We start from the raw sequence: 16,948 nt of genomic DNA, 5'->3' as shown, positions 1-16,948 counted from the left end.
GCAGCGCCAAGTTGTCGTCGCCCGGCGGGATGGCGCCGGCGAAGGGCCCGGTCACGGTCAGGCCCGGCGCCGCGGCCGGCTCCAGCGTCAGCCGGTCGCCGACATCGGCGAACACCACCAGGCTGTCGAGCAGGTGATAGCCGTCCGCGCGCTTGCCGACGACGTGGAGATACAGGTTGACCTTGGCCGGCGCGGTGCCGGACCAGACCTTGCCATGCCGCGTCACGATCAGTTCGACTTGACCGGGGCCGAGGCTTCCTGGGCGGGCAGGCCGTTGGCCAGCTTGGCCTCGATCTTGTCCTTCGGCGGGTCGCCCTCGGTGGTGCGCAGCGCCGCCTCCCACTGGTAGCGCGCCTCCAGCTTGCGGCCGACCCGCCAATAGGCGTCGCCGAGATGGTCGTTGATCGTCGGGTCCTCGGGTTTCAGCGAGATCGCCTTCTCCAGCGTCTCGACCGCCTTGTCCATCTGGTTGGTGCGGTAATAGACCCAGCCCAGGCTGTCGATGATGTAGCCGTCATTCGGCGACAGGTCGACCGCCTTGCGGATCAGGTCCTCCGCCTCCTTCAGGTCCTTGCCGCGGTCGAGCAGCGAGTAGCCGAGATAGTTCAGCAGGTTGGCGTGGTCCGGGTTCAGCCCGATGGCGCGGCGCAGATCCTGCTCGGCCCGGTCGAAGCGGCCGGCGCGCTCCAGCGCGATGCCACGGCGGTAGAGGAAGGTCCAGTCCACCTCCTCCAGCCGCTTCTGCCGGCGGGCGGCGTCGTCATAGGCGACGACGGCGGAGGCGAAGTCCTGCTTCGCCCGGTACAGGTCTCCGAGGCGGAGATAGCCGGCCTGGCTGTCCGGCCGCTCCGCCACCAGGTCGGAGGCCAGCGCGATGCCCTTGTCGAACTGCTCCAGCCCCTCATAGGCCAGGGTCTCGCGCACCCGCGCCATCCAGCCGGCCGGCGTGCCGTCCGGCAGCGATTCATAGGCGGCGATGGCGTTCTGGTACTGCTCCTGCCCGGCCAGCACGTCGCCCAGCAGGATCTGCGCCACCGGGAAGTCCGGCCGCAGATAGAGGGCGAGGCGGGTGTAGATCAGCGCGGTATCGCCGCCCTGGGCCTCGCGGTCCTGGCTGACGGCGCTGGCGATGTAGAACAGCGCCTCGGCCAGCCCGTCGGACGGGCTGCCGATGATCGGCTGCGCCCGCTCGCCCTTGTCCAGGCGCTGGATCGCCGGCTCCAGCAGCAGGTTGTCGCCGTTCTGGTCGACAAAGCTGCGATAGACCTGCCGCGCCTTGTCGCGCTGGCCCTCGCGCTGATAGACGCTGGCCAGCCCTTCGACCAGCCGCACCGTGCCGCCCATGTCGCCCAGCGCCTCATAGGCCTGCCGGGCGCCATCGAGGTCGCCGAGATAGTCGAGGATCAGCGCCTTCTGGATCGACCCCAGCGCATCCGGCCGCGCCTGCTTGAGCAGCGGATCGAGGCTGGACAGCGCCGCCTTGCCGTCGCCGGCGCCGACCCGCAGCCAGGCGGCGATGATCGGCGTGATCGACCTGGCGGTGCCCGCCGCCTCCATCGACTTCAGCCGGTCCAGGGCGCCGCGCCATTGGCCGGCCTTGGCGTCGCTCAGGATCAGGGTGATGCGGACCAGCTGGTCGGCGGTGTCCGCCGTGTCCAGGCGCCGGGCCAGCTTGGCGGCGCCGTCGACATCGCCGCCGGCCAGGGTCAGGGTGAAGCTGCGCCGCAGCAGCGCCAGATTGTCGGGGTCCGCCGCCAGCACCTGGCTGAAGAAGCGGCCGGCCGCGGACAGGTCGCGCGCGGCCAGCGCGTGGGTGCCGGCGAGATAGGCGCCCGAAAGGGTGCGCGGATCGTTGGCGGCCTCGGCGGCCGGCGGCCGCAGCACGGCCGTCGCCGCGACACAGGAGGCCAGAAGGGTCGTCCGCCAGACGGTCATGCGCGCGTCCAATTCCGCCGAAAGGTGCCGTGATCCCCCGAAGCTAGGGTGCCGGACGGCCGCAGGCAATGCCTGTTCGCCGCGACCATTGGGCCCATCTTAGTGTCGAGAGCCCGACAGCGCGCCCCGGCTCGCACTTGTGCCCACCTGAAAAAACGCTACAGTCGCGCGCGTCGGTAAGACCATGGAAGGCGCCAACGCGGCCGTGACCGGTAAATCCAGCTACACCTACGAAGACCTGCTCTCCTGCGCCCATGGCGAGCTGTTCGGCCCTGGCAACGCCAAGCTGCCGTTGCCGCCCATGCTGATGATGGACCGGATCACCACCATCAACGACAACGGCGGCGCCTATGGCAAGGGGGAGGCCGTGGCCGAGCTCGACATCCGCCCGGACCTGTGGTTCTTCGCCTGCCATTTCGAGAACGACCCGGTGATGCCGGGCTGCCTGGGACTGGACGCGCTGTGGCAGCTGACCGGATTCTTCCTGGGCTGGACCGGGGCGCCGGGCAAGGGCCGGGCGCTGTCGACCGGCGAGGTCAAGTTCACCGGCCAGGTGCTGCCCGACGCCAAGCTGGTGACCTACCGCCTGGACCTGAAGCGGGTGATCAACCGCAAGCTGGTGCTGGGCATCGCCGACGGCAGCGTCGCTGTCGACGGCAAGATCATCTTCGAGGCCAAGGATCTGAGGGTCGGCCTGTTCACCTCGGCCGAAGCGTTCTGACGAACCGCGGAGAAGGACCATGCGACGCGTCGTCGTCACCGGGCTCGGCATCGTCTCGAGCCTCGGCAACAACCAGGATGAGGTCGCGGCCAGCCTGCGCGACGGCCGCTCCGGCATCGTCGCGGCGCCGGAGTACAAGGAGCTGGGCTTCCGCTGCCACGTCCACGGCACGGTGAAGCTGGACCCGGCCGACCATGTCGACCGGCGCATCCTGCGCTTCATGGGCCCGGGCGCGGCCTACAACTACATCGCCATGGCCCAGGCCATCGCCGATGCCGGGCTGGAGGAGAGCGACGTCTCGAACGAGCGCACCGGCCTGATCATGGGCTCCGGCGGGCCGTCGACCTCGAACCAGGTCGACGCGGCGGACATCACCCGCGAGAAGGGGCCGAAGCGGATCGGCCCCTACATGGTGCCGCGCTGCATGTCGTCGACCAACTCGGCGACTCTGGCGACGCCGTTCAAGATCAAGGGCGTCAACTACTCGATCTCCTCCGCCTGCTCGACCTCGGCGCATTGCATCGGCAACGGCGCGGAGCTGATCCAGTGGGGCAAGCAGGACATCGTCTTCGCCGGCGGCGGCGAGGAGCTGCACTGGACCCTGTCGGTGCTGTTCGATTCGATGGGCGCCTTCTCCTCGCGCTTCAACGACACGCCGGAGCGGGCCAGCCGCGCCTATGACCGCGACCGCGACGGCTTCGTCATCGCCGGCGGGGGCGGCACCGTGGTGCTGGAGGAGCTGGAGCACGCCCGCGCGCGCGGCGCCAGGATCTATGGCGAGCTGGTCGGCTACGGCGCCACCTCGGACGGCTACGACATGGTCGCGCCGTCGGGCGAGGGGGCGGTGCGCTGCATGCGCCAGGCCCTGGCCACCGTCGACGGCCCGGTCGACTACATCAACACCCACGGCACCTCGACCCCGGTCGGCGACGTCACCGAACTGGGCGCGATCCGCGAGGTGTTCGGCGACAAGGCGCCCAAGATCAGCTCGACCAAGTCGCTGTCCGGCCATTCGCTCGGCGCCGCCGGGGTGCATGAGGCGATCTATTCCCTGCTGATGATGAAGCACGACTTCATCGCCGCCAGCGCCAACATCGAGAATCTCGACCCCGCGGCCGAGGGCTTCCCGATCGTGCGCGAGCGGATCGACAACGCCGGGCTGAACTGCGTGCTCTCCAACAGCTTCGGCTTCGGCGGGACCAACGCGACGCTCGCCTTCAAGCGGTACGCTGCATGACCACCACTTCGACCGAACGCCGCGACACCGGCCTGATGGCCGGCAAGCGCGGCCTGATCATGGGCGTCGCCAACAACCACTCGATCGCCTGGGGCATCGCCTCGGTGCTGGCGCGCGAGGGGGCCGAGCTGGCCTTCACCTACCAGGGCGACGCTTTCCGCAAGCGGGTCGAGCCGCTGATCCAGTCGATCGGCGCCAGCTTCCTGGCGCCCTGCGACGTCGAGGACGAGGCGTCGGTCGACGCCCTGTTCCAGCGGCTGGCGGCGGAATGGGGGTCGATCGACTTCCTGGTGCACGCCATCGCCTATTCCGACAAGGAAGAGCTGAAGGGCCGCTATCTCGACACCACGGCCGAGAACTTCAGCCGCACCATGCGGATCAGCTGCTACAGCTTCACCGCGCTGGCGAAGCGGGCGGCGGCGATCATGCCGAATGGCGGCAGCCTGCTGACCCTGACCTATCTGGGCGCCGAGCGGGTGATGCCGAACTACAACGTCATGGGCGTGGCCAAGGCGGCGCTGGAGGCCAGCGTGCGCTACCTGGCGGCCGATCTGGGCCCGCAGGGGATCCGGGTCAACACCATCTCGGCCGGGCCGATGCGCACCCTGGCCGGCAGCGCCATCGGCGATGCGCGCTACGTGTTCCGCTTCAACCAGCAGAACAGCCCGCTACGCAAGAACGTCACGCTGGACGAGGTCGGCGGCGCCGCTTTGTACCTGCTGGGGCCGCTGTCGACCGGCGTCACCGGCGAGGTGCACCATGTCGATGCCGGCTACCACGCCATCGGCATGCCGGCCGCGCCGCGCAACAGCGAGGCCGCCGAGGCCTGAGAGGCATCCTTGTTTATAGTGTCATTGCCGGGCTTGACCCGGCAATCCACGGCCACCAAGAGCCGCTCTGGCCGCCCCTGGATCCTCGGGTCAAGCCCGAGGATGACAGTTATAGATGCAGAAGCTTGATCTCAGTTTCTTCCGCCGGCTGCTGCTGAACCTCAACCGGACAGCGGTGGATAGCGATCTGCGACCACTGATATGATGCCCGCCGGCAGGTCATGGGGCTGGCCATGAGGCATACGATGGCTTTGCGGATCGTCGGCGGGATCGCGATCGCGGCCTGCCTGGGTCCCGGCGCGCCGTCCCGGGCGGCCGAGAAGCCGACTCCGGTCGACGAGATGGACTCCTACAGCATCATCTGCATCGGCCCGCGCGGTCGGATCGTGTTCTCGACCTCCGACGCCTATGGCGTCTCGGTCGACCCGAGCGGGACGGTCTACACCTACCGCACCGGCTGGCTGTCCGACCGCACCTACACCTATGTCCGGGGCGACGACGTCTCCTGCGTGATCCGGCCGAGCCGCTGACGCGGCCGGGACAGCCCAGACCTGCGGCCCGGTCGGTTGAGCCGCCGGCGGCGTCTCGGCTACGCTTCCCGCCGGTCCGCGGAAGGAGACGCCATGGCCAAGCAGTTCCCGGAGATCTCGCCGGCCCTGCGGGAGTTCATCCTGCGCCAGCGGGTGTTCTTCACCGCCTCCGCCGCCGCCGTCGGGCGGGTCAATGTCTCGCCCCGCGGTACCGACATGCTGCGGATCCTGGGGCCGAACGCCGCCGCCTATCTCGACCTGACCGGCAGCGGCAACGAGACCGCGGCGCATCTGCGCGCCACCGGCCGGCTGACCCTGATGTTCTGCGCCTTCGAAGGCCCGCCGATGATCCTGCGGCTGTACGGCGCCGGCCGGGTGCTGCGCCGCGGCAGCCCCGACTACACGCGCCTGCTGGAGGCGGAGTATGGCGGCGAGGAGCCGCTGGGCGCCCGGCAGATGGTGTGGCTGGACATCGACCTGGTCCAGACCTCCTGCGGCTTCGGCGTGCCGCTGTTCGACCATGTCGGCGAGCGGCCGACCCTGGCGCGCTGGGCCGAGGCCAAGGAGAAGCAGGAGGGGCTGGAGGCCTATCGCCGGCTGAAGAACGCCCGCAGCATCGACGGGCTGCCGACGGGCCTGTTCGAGGACGACCCGGCGGAGGCCGTGTGACGCCGGGTGGCTTCGCGTAATCTCTCCCGCAAGCGTGACCTTTCAGCATTCCCAGAACCGTCATTGCGAGCGTAGCGAAGCAATCCAGGGGCCGGTTCGCACTGGCCCCTGGATTGCTTCGTCGGCTTCGCCTCCTCGCAATGACGGCGAGGGATCAGGCGTCACGAAAAGGTCCCGCAGACGGGAGAGGTTACGCAAAGAGCGACGAGCGGTTCACTCGCCGGCGGCCGCCAGGGCCTGGGTCAGGTCGGCGACCAGGTCCTCGACATGCTCGATGCCGATCGAGACGCGGATGGTGGCGTCGGAGATGCCGATCCGCTCCCGCGTCTCCTTCGGCACGCCCGAATGCACCGTGGTCGCCGGGTGGCAGACCAGCGATTCGGTGCCGCCCAGGCTGACCGCCAGCTTGAAGATGCGCAGCGCGTTGAGGAAGCGGAAGGCCTCGGCCTCGCCGCCCTTGATGTCGAAGGAGAAGGTGGTGCCGGCGCCGGTGCATTGCCGGTCGAGCACCGCCCGCTCCGGGCTGCCTTCGGGCAGCAGCGCCGGGTAGTAGACCCGCGCCACCTGCGGATGCTCGGCCAGGAACCGGGTCACGGTCTCGGCATTGCGGCAGGCCGCGCTCATGCGCAGCGACAGCGTCTCCAGCGACCGCGCGATCATCCAGGCCGAATGCGGGTCCAGCTGGGTGCCGATGGCGCCGCGCAGCAGCTTGACCTGCCGGATCTGGTCGCGCCGGCCCAGCACCGCGCCGGCCACCAGGTCGCTGTGGCCGCCGACATATTTGGTCAGGGAGTAGACCACGATGTCGGTGCCGTGCCGGATCGGCTTCTGGAAGATCGGGCCCAGCAGGGTGTTGTCGCAGACCACCACCGGGGTGTGGCCCTGCTTCGCCCCGATCTCGTCGGCCACCGCCCGCACCAGCTCGAGATCGACCAGGGTGTTGAGCGGGTTCGACGGCGTCTCGACCAGGATCACCGAGACCCGGCCCTTGGCCATCGCCTCCTCCGCCGCCTTGCGCACCACGGCGCCATCGACGCCGTCGGGGAAGCCGACCGCGCCGATCTGGAACGGCGTCAGGGTGCGGGCCACCAGCGTCTCGGTGCCGCCATAGAGCGGCTGGCTGTGCAGGATCACGTCGCCCGGCCGGGCGAAGGCCAGCAGCGTCGTCGCGATCGCCGACATGCCGCTGGAGAAGATGCCCGCCGCCTCGGCCCCCTCATAGATCGCCAGGCGGTCCTCGACGATCTCGCTGTTCGGGTGGTTGAAGCGGGAATAGACCAGCCCGGCATCAGCGCCCGGCTTCGGCTCGCGCCGGCCGGCGGTGTAGTCGAAGAAGTCGCGGCCTTCCTCGGCCGATTTGAACACGAAGGTCGAGGTCAGGAACACCGGCTGCTTGACCGCGCCCTCGGACAGGGTGGGGTCGTAGCCGTAGCCGAGCATCAGCGTCTCGGGGTGCAGCTTGTGGTTGCCGATGCGGTCCTTGCGGTAGCCCGATCCGGCCATGGGAGTTCTCCTGGATGGTGTTGGCGCGGAGACTACCCCGGATCGCCCCGCGGCAACCATGGCTCAGTGATCGTAGCCCTCGCCCGCCTTCACCTTGCCGCGGAACACCCAGTAGGCATAGGTGGTGTAGACCAGGATCAGCGGGATCAGGAAGGCGACGCCGATCAGCAGGAACAGCTGCGACGAGGCCGGGGCGGCGACGTCCCAGATGGTCAGGTCGGGCGGCACCACCTTGGGCCACAGGCTGATGGCCAGGCCGGTGTAGCCGAGCACGAACAGCGCCATGGTATAGAGGAACGGCCCGTAGTCGGAGCCGCGCTGCAGCGACAGCCACAGCCGCCAGGCGAACACCGCCACCAGGATCGGCACCGGCGCGAAATACGCGATGTTCGGCCAGGTGAACCAGCGGTCGGCGATCGACCGGTCGAGGAACGGCACCCAAAGGCTGACCACCGCCATGAAGAACAGCACGCCGAGCAGCAGGCGGAGGGTGGCGTCGCGGGCCCAGCCCTGCAGCGTGCCCTCGGTCTTCATCACCAGCCAGGCGGCGCCGAGCAGGCCGTAGCCCAGCACCAGGGCCACGCCGGTCATCAGGCTGAAGGGCGAGACCCAGTGGAACGCCCCGCCGGCGTAGTGGCCGTCCGCCACCGGGAAGCCCTGGACGAAGGTGCCCAGCACCACGCCCTGGAAGAAGGTGGCCAGCAGGCTGCCGCCGGCGAAGGCCACGGTCCACAGCCACTTGCTGGTGTGGGCCTTGAACCGGAACTCGAAGGCGACGCCGCGGAAGATCAGCCCCATCACCATGAAGGTGATCGGCAGGTACAGCGCCGGCAGGATGATCGAGAAGGCGGCCGGGAACACCGCCAGCAGGACCACGCCGCCCAGCACCAGCCAGGTCTCGTTGCCGTCCCAGATCGGCGCGACCGAGTTCATCATCAGGTCGCGATCCTCCTCCGTCCGGGCCCAGGGGAACAGGATGCCGACGCCGAGGTCGAACCCGTCCATCAGCACGTACATGAACACCCCGACGGCGGCGATCGCGGCCCAGATCAGGGGCAGGACGGTCGGAATCGTCCAGACATCCGGCGTCATGGCTTCACTCCCGGGTTTCGAAGGAGGCGTCGGGCAGCGAGAACGGCCGCGCCGGCGTCTTGAACGGCTCCTCGCGGTCGGATTCGGGCGCTTCCGGCCCGATCCGCACCAGCTTGACGATATAGTAGACGGCGGAGCCCAGCAGGATCGCGTAGACCAGGACGAACAGCGCCAGCGACAGCAGCACGCTGCCGGCGCCGACCGGCGACATCGCGTCGGCGGTGCGCAGGATGCCGTTGACCACCCAGGGCTGGCGGCCGATCTCGGTGGTGAACCAGCCGGCGATCACGGCGACGAAGCCCGACGGCAGCATCACCACCATGAAGCGGTGGAACCAGCGGCTGTCATAGAGCCGGCCGACCGCCCGCAGCCACAGGCCCAGCAGGGCGGCGCCGAGCATCAGGAAGCCCAGGCCCACCATGATCCGGAAGGTCCAGAACACGATCGCGACCGGCGGCCGGTCCTGGGCCGGGAACTCCTTCAGCCCCTGCACCGCGCCGTCCCAGCTATGGGTCAGGATCAGCGAGCCGAGATGCGGGATCTCGAGCACGAAATCGTTCTTCTCGCCGCCCTGGTCCGGCCAGGCGAACAGGATCAGCGGCACGTCGCCGCTCGTCTCCCAATGCGCCTCGATCGCCGCCAGCTTGGCCGGCTGGTGCTCGCGCACCTCCAGCCCCGCCTGGTCGCCGATGAAGATCTGCACGGGCGCCAGCACCGCGATCAGCCACAGCCCCATCGAGAAGGCCTGACGCGATTCCAGCACGCTGCGGCCGCGCAGCAGATACCAGGCCGAGACGCCGGCGATGACGAAGGCGGTGGTCAGGTAGGCGGCCACCACGGTGTGCAGGAAGCGCACCGGGAAGGACGGGCTGAACACGATCTGCAGCCAGTCGGACGGGACCAGGGCGCCGTTCGCCACCTCGTAGCCCGCCGGGGTGTGCAGGAAGGAGTTGGCCGACAGGATCCAGAAGGCCGAGATGGCGGTGCCGACCGCCACGGCCGCCGTGGCCCCGAAATGGACGATGCGCGGCACCTTGTCCCAGCCGAACAGCATGATGCCGAGGAAGCCGGCCTCGAGGAAGAAGGCGGTCACCACCTCGTAGCCGAGCAGCGGCCCGAGGATGCTGCCGCCGGCCCTGGTCAGGCCGCTCCAGTTCGTGCCGAACTGGTAGGTCATGACGATGCCGGTGACCACGCCGACGCCGAAGGAGACGGCGAAGATCTTGATCCAGAACTTGTAGAGCGTCCGGTATTCCGCCCGCCCCGTCTTCAGATACAGCCCTTCCAGCACCGCCAGCCAGCTGGCGATGCCGATGGTGAAGGCCGGGAACAGGAAGTGGAAGGAGACGACAAAGGCGAATTGGAACCGGGACAGGAGGACTGGATCGAGATCCATGACAATTCTCCTTCGGCAACCAGCCTGGCAGCGGTTGCCTTATTTCTTGGCTCGGAAAGAATATGCCACAGAACAGCGGCGAATTTCACGGCCGGATGACGTGCCATAAGGCCCCAGCCGGGCGACACGTCGCAGCGCAGCGAAGCGGCCCGGCATGCTAGAGCTTCGCCTTCCGGCGGCCGGCTGTTCAGGTCGCGGACAGGGGTCTATGCTGCGGCCATGAGCTTCACCGACGCCCAGATCAAGCGCTATGCGCGCCACATCCTGCTGCCCGAGGTCGGCGGCAAGGGTCAGCAGAAGCTGCTGGAAGCCCGGGTTCTGGTGATCGGGGCCGGCGGCCTCGGGTCGCCCCTGCTGCTCTACCTTGCCGCCGCCGGGATCGGCACCATCGGGCTGTACGACGACGACCTGGTCGAGCTGTCGAACCTGCAGCGCCAGGTGGTGCACGACACCACCACGCTGGGCCGGCTGAAGGTCGACAGCGCCATCCTCCGGCTGCAGGCGCTGAATCCGGAGGTCAAGGTCGAGCGCTTCGCCGAGCGGCTGACCGCGGCCACGGCGCTGGAGCGGATCGCCGCCTTCGACATCGTGGTCGACGGCAGCGACAACTTCGCCACCCGCTACCTGCTGAACGACGCCTGCTACCTGGCGCGGCGGCCGCTGGTGTCGGCCGCGATGCTGCGCTTCGAGGCGCAGCTGTCGACCTTCAAGGCGCATCTCGGCGACCCGCACCCCTGCTATCGCTGCCTGTTCCCGGCGCCGCCCGACCCGGGCACGGTGCCCAGCTGCTCCGAGGCCGGGGTGTTCGGCGCCCTGCCGGGCGTGCTGGGGTCGATGCAGGCGATCGAGACGATCAAGGAGATCCTGGGCATCGGCGAGGGCCTGTCCGGCCGTCTGCTGCTGTACGACGCGCTAGAGGCGCGGCTGCGCGAGATCGCCCTGCCGCGCGACCCGGACTGCCCGCTGTGCGGCGACCATCCCACAATGACCGACCTGTCGCATCACCATGGCTGAGGGGCCTGCCGGCATCGGCGCGCTGTCGATCGTGGTGTTCGACGGCCGCTTCGACCGGGTGCATTACGCGCTGGTGCTGGCCAGCGCCGCCGCCGCCACCAACCGCCGGGCGACGCTGTTCTTCACCGGCCAGGCGCTGTGGGCGCTGCTGCCCGAAGGCTGGCGCCGGCTGGACGGCGACGCCGAGGCGCAGGAGGCCGGTTTCGCGTCCCGCCGGGTCGCGACCTTCACCGAGCTGCTGGAGGCCTGCCAGGCCCTCGGCGTCCGCTTCATCGCCTGCGAGATGGGGTTGCGCGCGCTCGGCCTCGCCGCCGCCGACCTGGCCGTCCAGGCCGAGATCGCCGGCGTCGTCACCCTGCTGGCCGAATCGCCGCGCGACGGCCAGATGCTGTTCATCTGAGTACTGTGGCCGGACGAGAGGCCGTTTGGAAATGCGCTGGCGTGAGTCGGCTGGTGGTGGTTTCGAGACCCGGAGCGCAGCGGACGTTAAGTCCGTGAGCACCGGAAGCGCAGAAACCGCCATCAGACGGCCGTGCCAGTAGCATTTACAGGCGGCCTCTCAGGAGACGGGGACGCGGAACAGGAAAGCCGGCGCCGAGGTCAGCCGGTCGCTGCGGCTGCCCGACGGGCCGTTGGTCGAGATCTGCACCGTGCGCGCGTCTTCGGCCAGCGGGCCGGCGAAGACGAAGCTGGCGGTCACCCGCGACCGGGCGCCGATCTGCACCTCCGGATTGTCGGTCGGCGGCACGAAGGGGTGGCTGCGGCCCCGGTCGTCCACCAGCGCCAGGCTGCCGCCGCGGTTGAGCGACACGGATCGGTCGGACAGGTTGTCGATGGTGGCCGCGACGATGATGCTGTCGGCCCGGTAGGTGATGCTGGTCAGCGTCATCGCCACGCCGTTCGGATGCGCCTGCTGCTGCTCCAGCCGGACGGTGCGGCCGGGCTCCTGCGCGGACGGGACGGTGGAAGGTGCGGGCGCCGTCGCCGGAGCCGGTGTCGTCAAGGGCAGTTCCGGCCGCGAGGGCAGCCCCGGCGCGACCAGCGGCTGGGACGGGGTCGGCGTCGACGGCGGCCGCGGCGTCTGCACGGGATCCAGTATTTGCGCCCGCGCGACCGTCGTCGCCGCCAGAACCGCAAATGCGATGAGAGCCGGCCGGAATGTCATCAGGGTCTCCCGATCTCCATTGTTCGTTCAACCCGCGTTTGGATCTGCGGTTCCGAAGTCAAAAGCATCTGCAAGATGCTTTCCCGATAACAAAACAATGATACCGTGACCTGATTCGGCGCGACCCGCGCGTGAGCCCATACTGTTCTCAAAACCGAAGGAGACAGGCCAATGATGTCGGGATCCCGGACCGCGCGCCCTCATCGCGTATCCGCCATCGCCATCGGCCTCCTCTTCCTCGCCGGCTGCAACGAATCCTCCGATAAGCAGGCGCAGGCGCCGCAGATGCCGCCGCCGGCCGTCGGTGTCGTTACCGCGGCCAAGCGGCCGGTGGCCGAAGGCGTCACCTTCGTCGGCCGGGTCCAGGCGATCAACAAGGTCGACCTGGTGGCCCGGGTCGAAGGCTTCCTGCAGCAGCGCAACTACACCGAAGGCCAGGAGGTGAAGGCCGGCGACCTGCTGTTCGTGCTGGAGAAGGACACCTACCAGGCCGCGGTCGACCAGGCCCAGGCCAATCTTTCCAGCGCCCAGGCCAATGCCGACAACGCCAAGCTGCAGGCCGACCGCGCCCGCGACCTGATCAGGAACCAGAACGTCTCGCAGGCGACGCTGGACGACCGCATCGCCGCGGAGAAGTCGGCCAACGCGGCGGTGCAGCAGAACCAGGCGGCGCTGGAGCAGGCGAAGATCAATCTCGGCTACACCGAGATCAAGGCGCCGTTCGACGGCCGTGTCGGGATCTCCACCTTCAGCGTCGGCGCGCTGGTCGGACCCTCGAGCGGCGCCCTGGCCACCATCGTCAGCCAGGACCCGATCTACGTCACCTTCCCGGTCAGCGACCGCTTCATCCAGGACGTGCAGCAGGCCAGCGGCTCCGGCAGGGTCGAGCCGCAGGACGTGGTGGTGCACCTGACCCTGGCCAACGGCTCGCAGTATCCGGAGGTCGGCAAGATCGACTTCACCGACGTCAAGGTCGACCAGAACACCGACACGCTGCTGGTGCGGGCCGTCTTCGCGAATCCGAACCGCATCCTGACCGACGGGCAGTACGCCCGGGTGACGGCGGAGCGGAAGACCCCGGTCGAGGCGCTGGTGATCCCGCAGCGCGCGATCCTGACCGACCAGACCGGCAGCTACGTGCTGGTGGTGGGCCAGGACAAGAAGGCGGCCGCCAAGCACATCACCACCGGCGCCAACCAGGGGGCCGACGTGGTGGTGCAGCAGGGGCTGAACGACGGCGACGTCGTCATCGTCGACGGCGTGCAGAAGGTGCGCCCGGGCCAGGAGGTGAACCCCGCCCCCGCCACCGACCCGGCGCCGTCGGGCGCAGGACAGGCGCCGGCCAAGCCGGCGGGGAACTGACCCCATGCTGTCCTCGATCTTCGTCGATCGCCCCCGCTTCGCGATCGTCATCGCCATCGTCATCACGCTGGCCGGGCTGATCGCGATCCGCAGCATCCCGATCGCGCAGTTCCCCGACATCGTGCCGCCGCAGGTCTCGGTCAGCGGCGCCTATCCGGGCGCCAGCGCCGCCGTGGTCGAATCGACCGTGGCCCAGCCGATCGAGGCCCAGGTCAACGGCGTCGACAACATGCTGTACATGTCGTCGACCAGCGGCAGCGACGGCTCCTACTCGCTGAACATCAGCTTCGCGGTCGGCACCGACCCGGACATCAACACCGTCAACGTCCAGAACCGCGTGGCGCTGGCCGAGCCGAAGCTGCCGCAGGAGGTTTCGGCCCAGGGACTGACGGTCAAGAAGCAGTCCTCGGCAATCCTGCAGCTGGTCACCATCTATTCGCCGGACAAGAGCCAGGACGGGCTGTTCCTGAACAACTACGCGATCATCAACCTGATCGATGCGCTGGGCCGCGTGCCCGGCGTCGGCCAAGCGTCGCTGTTCGGCACCCAGAACTACGCGATGCGGATCTGGTACAGCACCGATTCGCTGACCAGCTTCGGCCTGACCCCGAACGACATCGTCACGGCGGTGCAGAGCCAGAACGTGCAGGCCGCGGTCGGCCGGCTGGGCGCCCAGCCGATGCCGGACGACCAGCAGATCCAGGTGACGCTGCAGACGCTGGGCCGGCTGACCGACGTCAAGCAGTTCGAGAACATCATCCTGCGCGCCAACCCCGACGGGTCGGTGGTGCGCCTGAAGGACGTGGCGCGGCTGGAGCTGAACAGCCAGTCCTACGACACCACGGGCCGGCTGAACGGCGCGCCGGCCGCGGTGATCGGCATCTTCCAGTCGCCGGGGTCGAACGCCGTCGCCGCCGCCGCGGGCGTGCGGGCGGAGATGGAGAAGCTGAAGGCCCGCTTCCCCGCCGGCGTCGACTACAAGGTCACCTACGACACCACCGTCTTCGTCAGCGAGACGATCAGCGAGGTGATCAAGACCCTGCTCGAAGCCTTCGTGCTGGTCGCGATCGTGGTGTTCGTCTTCCTCGGCAACCTGCGGGCGACGCTGATCCCGATCATCGCCGTGCCGGTGTCGCTGATCGGCACCTTCGCCGTGCTGCTGGTGCTGGGCTTCTCCGCCAACACCATCTCGATGTTCGCGATGATCCTGGCGATCGGCATCGTCGTCGACGACGCCATCGTCGTGGTCGAGAATGTCGAGCGGGTGATGGCCGAGACCGGCCTGCCGGCCCGGGAGGCGACCAAGCAGGCGATGCGCGAGATCACCGCGCCGATCATCGCCATCACCCTCGTCCTGCTGTCGGTGTTCGTGCCGGTCGGCTTCATCCCAGGCATCACCGGCGAGCTGTATTCGCAATTCGCCGTCACCGTGTCGGTGGCGATGCTGATCTCGGCCCTGAACGCGCTGACGCTGAGCCCGGCGCTGTGCGGCGTGTTCCTGAAGCCGCACCAGCCCGGCCACCGCCCCGGCCTGTACGGCCGGATCATGGGCCGCGTCTCCGGCGGCATCGACAAGGTGCGCGACGGCTATGCCTGGATCGTCGCCCGGCTGGTCCGGATGGCGGTGTTGTCGATCGCGCTGGTCGCCGCCTTCGGCGGGCTGGCCTGGCTGATCAACAGCGCCACCCCGACCGGCTTCCTGCCGGAGGAGGACCAGGGCCTGTTCTTCGTCGAGATGAAGCTGCCGCCGGCCGCCGCCGTCAGCCGCACCACCCAGGTGACGGAGCAGGTCGAGGCGCTGGTCAAGGACATCCCGGGCGTCGCCGACATCACCGGCGTGGTCGGCCGCAGCTTCATCGACGGGCTGGCCGAGCCGAACGCCGCCTTCCTGGTGGTGTCGCTGAAGCCGTTCGAGGAGCGGGTGGCGCAGGGCATCACGGTGTTCGACGTGATCCGCCAGGTGGCGATCCGCACCGCCGGCGTGCGCGACGCGCTGATCATTCCGCTGAACCTGCCGCCGATCATCGGCCTCGGCACCGCCGGCGGCTTCCAGTACCAGCTCGAGGATCTGGAGGGCAAAAGCCCGAACGAGCTGGCGTCGGTTGCGCAGGGGCTGGTGGTGGCCGCCAACCAGACACCGGGCCTGACCCAGGTGTTCACCTCCTACAACGCCGACACGCCGCAGATCTTCCTGAACCTCGACCGCGAGAAGGCGCAGACCCTGGGCGTCGGCATCAGCGCCATCTTCAACGCGCTGCAGGCGACGCTGGGCGGCTTCTACATCAACGACTTCAACCTGTTCGGCCGCACCTGGCAGGTGATCGCCCAGGGCGAGGCCAACGACCGGCGCACGGTCGACGACATCTACCGGATCTATGTCCGCTCATCGTCCGGCCAGATGGTGCCGATGCGGTCGCTGGTCGACGCCCAGCAGCAGCTGGGGCCGCTGTTCATCACCCGCTACAACAACTACCGCGCAGTCAGCGTGCTCGGCAGCGCCGCGCCGGGTGTCAGCTCGGGCCAGTCGCTGGCGGCGATGACCCAGGTGTCCGACGCCACCCTGCCGCCCGGCTACGGCTTCGAATGGACCGGCACGGCGCTGCAGGAGCTGCAGGCGGCCGGCCAGACCGGCTTCATTCTCGGCCTGGCCGTGCTGTTCGCCTATCTGTTCCTGGTGGCGCTGTATGAGAGCTGGTCGATCCCGATCGGCGTGCTGCTGTCGGTCACGGTCGGCGTGGTCGGCGGCCTGGCGGCACTGTGGATCGCCGGGCTGTCGAACGACGTCTATGCCCAGATCGGCATCATCGTGCTGATCGCCCTGGCCAGCAAGAACGGCATCCTGATCGTCGAGTTCGCCAAGGCCAAGCGCGAGGAGGGGTCGTCGATCACCGACGCCGCGATCGAGGGCGCCCGGCTGCGCTTCCGGCCGGTGATGATGACCAGCTTCGCCTTCATCCTGGGCCTGGTGCCGCTGGTGACCGCGGCGGGCGCGGCCGCGGCCAGCCGGCGGGGCGTCGGCACCTCGGTGTTCGGCGGCATGATCGCGGCCTCGGCGATCGGCATCTTCCTGATCCCGATGCTGTACGTCACCCTGCAGCGCGTGCGCGAATGGGTGCATGAGAAGCTGCTGGGTGGCTCGATCGCGCCCAAGCCACGGACCGAGGCACCGAGCACGCCGGCCGAATGAAAACGGGCGGCTCCCACGGGAGCCGCCCTTTCTCCGTGGCGATCAGTGCACCCAGCGGCCACGGTCGCGGTACCAGGGCCGGCCGCGGTAGTAGTTGTCCCAGTATGGGCCGGCATCGAAGGTGATGACCGGCACGCCGATCCGCGGGGCGACGTCGACGATCACCCGCCGGCGCCGCTCGAAATCCGCCGCCAGGAAGCGGCCGGGCGCCCAGCCACGATCGGGCCCGATGCCGATGTCGCACCAGGCCCAGCCGCCGAGGCAGCCGAAGATCTGCACCGGCACGCCGGGCCGCACCCTCGCCACC

At 69.0% G+C, this 16,948-nt stretch carries 15 protein-coding genes and 1 pseudogene; 9 read left to right on the top strand and 7 right to left on the bottom strand.

Annotation, left to right across the window (positions count from 1 at the left end):
• Positions 1-226: pseudogene (locus tag P409_RS08350) on the bottom strand (hypothetical protein); the annotation flags it as partial.
• A 2-nt stretch (positions 227-228) separates the two neighbouring features.
• A complete protein-coding gene (locus tag P409_RS08345) occupies positions 229-1,935 on the bottom strand; it encodes a tetratricopeptide repeat protein (RefSeq protein ID WP_034834199.1) in 1,707 nt (568 codons plus the stop codon).
• Between the two features lie 205 nt (positions 1,936-2,140).
• On the opposite strand from P409_RS08345, the gene fabA reads away from it, so the two are divergent.
• The 5 genes from fabA (at position 2,141) to P409_RS08320 (ending at position 5,922) form a co-directional block, all read left to right on the top strand.
• Positions 2,141-2,656, top strand: coding sequence for a 3-hydroxyacyl-[acyl-carrier-protein] dehydratase FabA (fabA, locus tag P409_RS08340; protein ID WP_152613286.1), 516 nt, complete (start codon positions 2,141-2,143; stop codon positions 2,654-2,656).
• A gap of 19 nt (positions 2,657-2,675) precedes the next feature.
• Positions 2,676-3,893: a beta-ketoacyl-ACP synthase I gene (gene fabB, locus P409_RS08335; protein WP_034834195.1), complete on the top strand. Its 1,218-nt coding sequence runs from the start codon at positions 2,676-2,678 to the stop codon at positions 3,891-3,893.
• Positions 3,890-4,723, top strand: coding sequence for an enoyl-ACP reductase FabI (gene fabI, locus P409_RS08330; RefSeq protein ID WP_052120188.1), 834 nt, complete (start codon positions 3,890-3,892; stop codon positions 4,721-4,723). The genes fabB and fabI overlap by 4 nt, the downstream gene beginning before the upstream one ends.
• Positions 4,724-4,968: 245 nt before the next feature.
• On the top strand, positions 4,969-5,253 hold the full coding sequence (locus P409_RS08325; RefSeq protein WP_034834192.1) for a hypothetical protein: 285 nt from the start codon (positions 4,969-4,971) through the stop codon (positions 5,251-5,253).
• Positions 5,254-5,346: 93 nt separating this feature from the next.
• Complete coding sequence (locus P409_RS08320) at positions 5,347-5,922, top strand: pyridoxamine 5'-phosphate oxidase family protein (protein ID WP_034834190.1); 576 nt, start codon at positions 5,347-5,349, stop codon at positions 5,920-5,922.
• Positions 5,923-6,135: 213 nt separating this feature from the next.
• Here the strand turns inward: P409_RS08320 and P409_RS08315 are convergent, their stop codons facing one another.
• From P409_RS08315 to P409_RS08305, 3 genes are all read right to left on the bottom strand, one after another.
• The gene (locus P409_RS08315; RefSeq protein WP_034834187.1) at positions 6,136-7,425 is read right to left on the bottom strand and encodes a cystathionine gamma-synthase family protein; all 1,290 of its coding nucleotides are present in this window, start codon (positions 7,423-7,425) and stop codon (positions 6,136-6,138) included.
• A 63-nt stretch (positions 7,426-7,488) separates the two neighbouring features.
• Positions 7,489-8,517 (bottom strand): cytochrome d ubiquinol oxidase subunit II, encoded by a 1,029-nt coding sequence (cydB, locus tag P409_RS08310; RefSeq protein ID WP_034834185.1) that lies wholly within the window; start codon positions 8,515-8,517, stop codon positions 7,489-7,491.
• A gap of 4 nt (positions 8,518-8,521) precedes the next feature.
• Positions 8,522-9,913: a cytochrome ubiquinol oxidase subunit I gene (locus P409_RS08305; RefSeq protein ID WP_081991366.1), complete on the bottom strand. Its 1,392-nt coding sequence runs from the start codon at positions 9,911-9,913 to the stop codon at positions 8,522-8,524.
• Positions 9,914-10,132: 219 nt separating this feature from the next.
• Between P409_RS08305 and P409_RS08300 the strand changes: the two genes are divergently transcribed.
• Both P409_RS08300 and P409_RS08295 read left to right on the top strand, forming a co-directional pair.
• Positions 10,133-10,927 (top strand): HesA/MoeB/ThiF family protein, encoded by a 795-nt coding sequence (locus P409_RS08300; RefSeq protein ID WP_034834179.1) that lies wholly within the window; start codon positions 10,133-10,135, stop codon positions 10,925-10,927.
• Complete coding sequence (locus tag P409_RS08295) at positions 10,920-11,327, top strand: DsrE/DsrF/DrsH-like family protein (protein WP_052120187.1); 408 nt, start codon at positions 10,920-10,922, stop codon at positions 11,325-11,327. The genes P409_RS08300 and P409_RS08295 overlap by 8 nt, the downstream gene beginning before the upstream one ends.
• Before the next feature lie 159 nt (positions 11,328-11,486).
• On the opposite strand, the gene P409_RS08290 is transcribed toward P409_RS08295, so the two are convergent.
• The gene (locus P409_RS08290; protein WP_152613285.1) at positions 11,487-11,930 is read right to left on the bottom strand and encodes a hypothetical protein; all 444 of its coding nucleotides are present in this window, start codon (positions 11,928-11,930) and stop codon (positions 11,487-11,489) included.
• A gap of 333 nt (positions 11,931-12,263) precedes the next feature.
• Here P409_RS08290 and P409_RS08285 point away from each other — a divergent pair, with 333 nt between their 5' ends.
• Both P409_RS08285 and P409_RS08280 read left to right on the top strand, forming a co-directional pair.
• Complete coding sequence (locus P409_RS08285) at positions 12,264-13,454, top strand: efflux RND transporter periplasmic adaptor subunit (RefSeq protein WP_152613284.1); 1,191 nt, start codon at positions 12,264-12,266, stop codon at positions 13,452-13,454.
• 4 nt (positions 13,455-13,458) lie between these two features.
• Positions 13,459-16,641, top strand: coding sequence for an efflux RND transporter permease subunit (locus tag P409_RS08280; RefSeq protein ID WP_052120185.1), 3,183 nt, complete (start codon positions 13,459-13,461; stop codon positions 16,639-16,641).
• Between the two features lie 42 nt (positions 16,642-16,683).
• On the opposite strand, the gene P409_RS38775 is transcribed toward P409_RS08280, so the two are convergent.
• Positions 16,684-16,948, bottom strand: a 265-nt coding sequence (locus P409_RS38775) for an SH3 domain-containing protein (protein ID WP_430515627.1), incomplete at its 5' end; no start/stop codon positions are given.

This window comes from Inquilinus limosus MP06, assembly GCF_000767795.1.
Classification (GTDB): domain Bacteria; phylum Pseudomonadota; class Alphaproteobacteria; order DSM-16000; family Inquilinaceae; genus Inquilinus; species Inquilinus limosus_E.
Note: the sequence above shows the minus strand (reverse complement) of the source record. Positions and strands in the feature narration are given on the sequence as shown.

Excerpts from the sequence above, each read along its gene's own strand:
- P409_RS08345 (WP_034834199.1), bottom strand. The coding sequence starts at position 1,935 with ATGACCGTCTGGCGGACGACCCTTCTGGCCTCCTGTGTCGCGGCGACG.
- fabB (WP_034834195.1), top strand. The coding sequence starts at position 2,676 with ATGCGACGCGTCGTCGTCACCGGGCTCGGCATCGTCTCGAGCCTCGGC.
- fabI (WP_052120188.1), top strand. The coding sequence starts at position 3,890 with ATGACCACCACTTCGACCGAACGCCGCGACACCGGCCTGATGGCCGGC.
- P409_RS08325 (WP_034834192.1), top strand. The coding sequence starts at position 4,969 with ATGGCTTTGCGGATCGTCGGCGGGATCGCGATCGCGGCCTGCCTGGGT.
- P409_RS08320 (WP_034834190.1), top strand. The coding sequence starts at position 5,347 with ATGGCCAAGCAGTTCCCGGAGATCTCGCCGGCCCTGCGGGAGTTCATC.
- P409_RS08315 (WP_034834187.1), bottom strand. The coding sequence starts at position 7,425 with ATGGCCGGATCGGGCTACCGCAAGGACCGCATCGGCAACCACAAGCTG.
- cydB (WP_034834185.1), bottom strand. The coding sequence starts at position 8,517 with ATGACGCCGGATGTCTGGACGATTCCGACCGTCCTGCCCCTGATCTGG.
- P409_RS08305 (WP_081991366.1), bottom strand. The coding sequence starts at position 9,913 with ATGGATCTCGATCCAGTCCTCCTGTCCCGGTTCCAATTCGCCTTTGTC.
- P409_RS08300 (WP_034834179.1), top strand. The coding sequence starts at position 10,133 with ATGAGCTTCACCGACGCCCAGATCAAGCGCTATGCGCGCCACATCCTG.
- P409_RS08295 (WP_052120187.1), top strand. The coding sequence starts at position 10,920 with ATGGCTGAGGGGCCTGCCGGCATCGGCGCGCTGTCGATCGTGGTGTTC.
- P409_RS08285 (WP_152613284.1), top strand. The coding sequence starts at position 12,264 with ATGATGTCGGGATCCCGGACCGCGCGCCCTCATCGCGTATCCGCCATC.
- P409_RS08280 (WP_052120185.1), top strand. The coding sequence starts at position 13,459 with ATGCTGTCCTCGATCTTCGTCGATCGCCCCCGCTTCGCGATCGTCATC.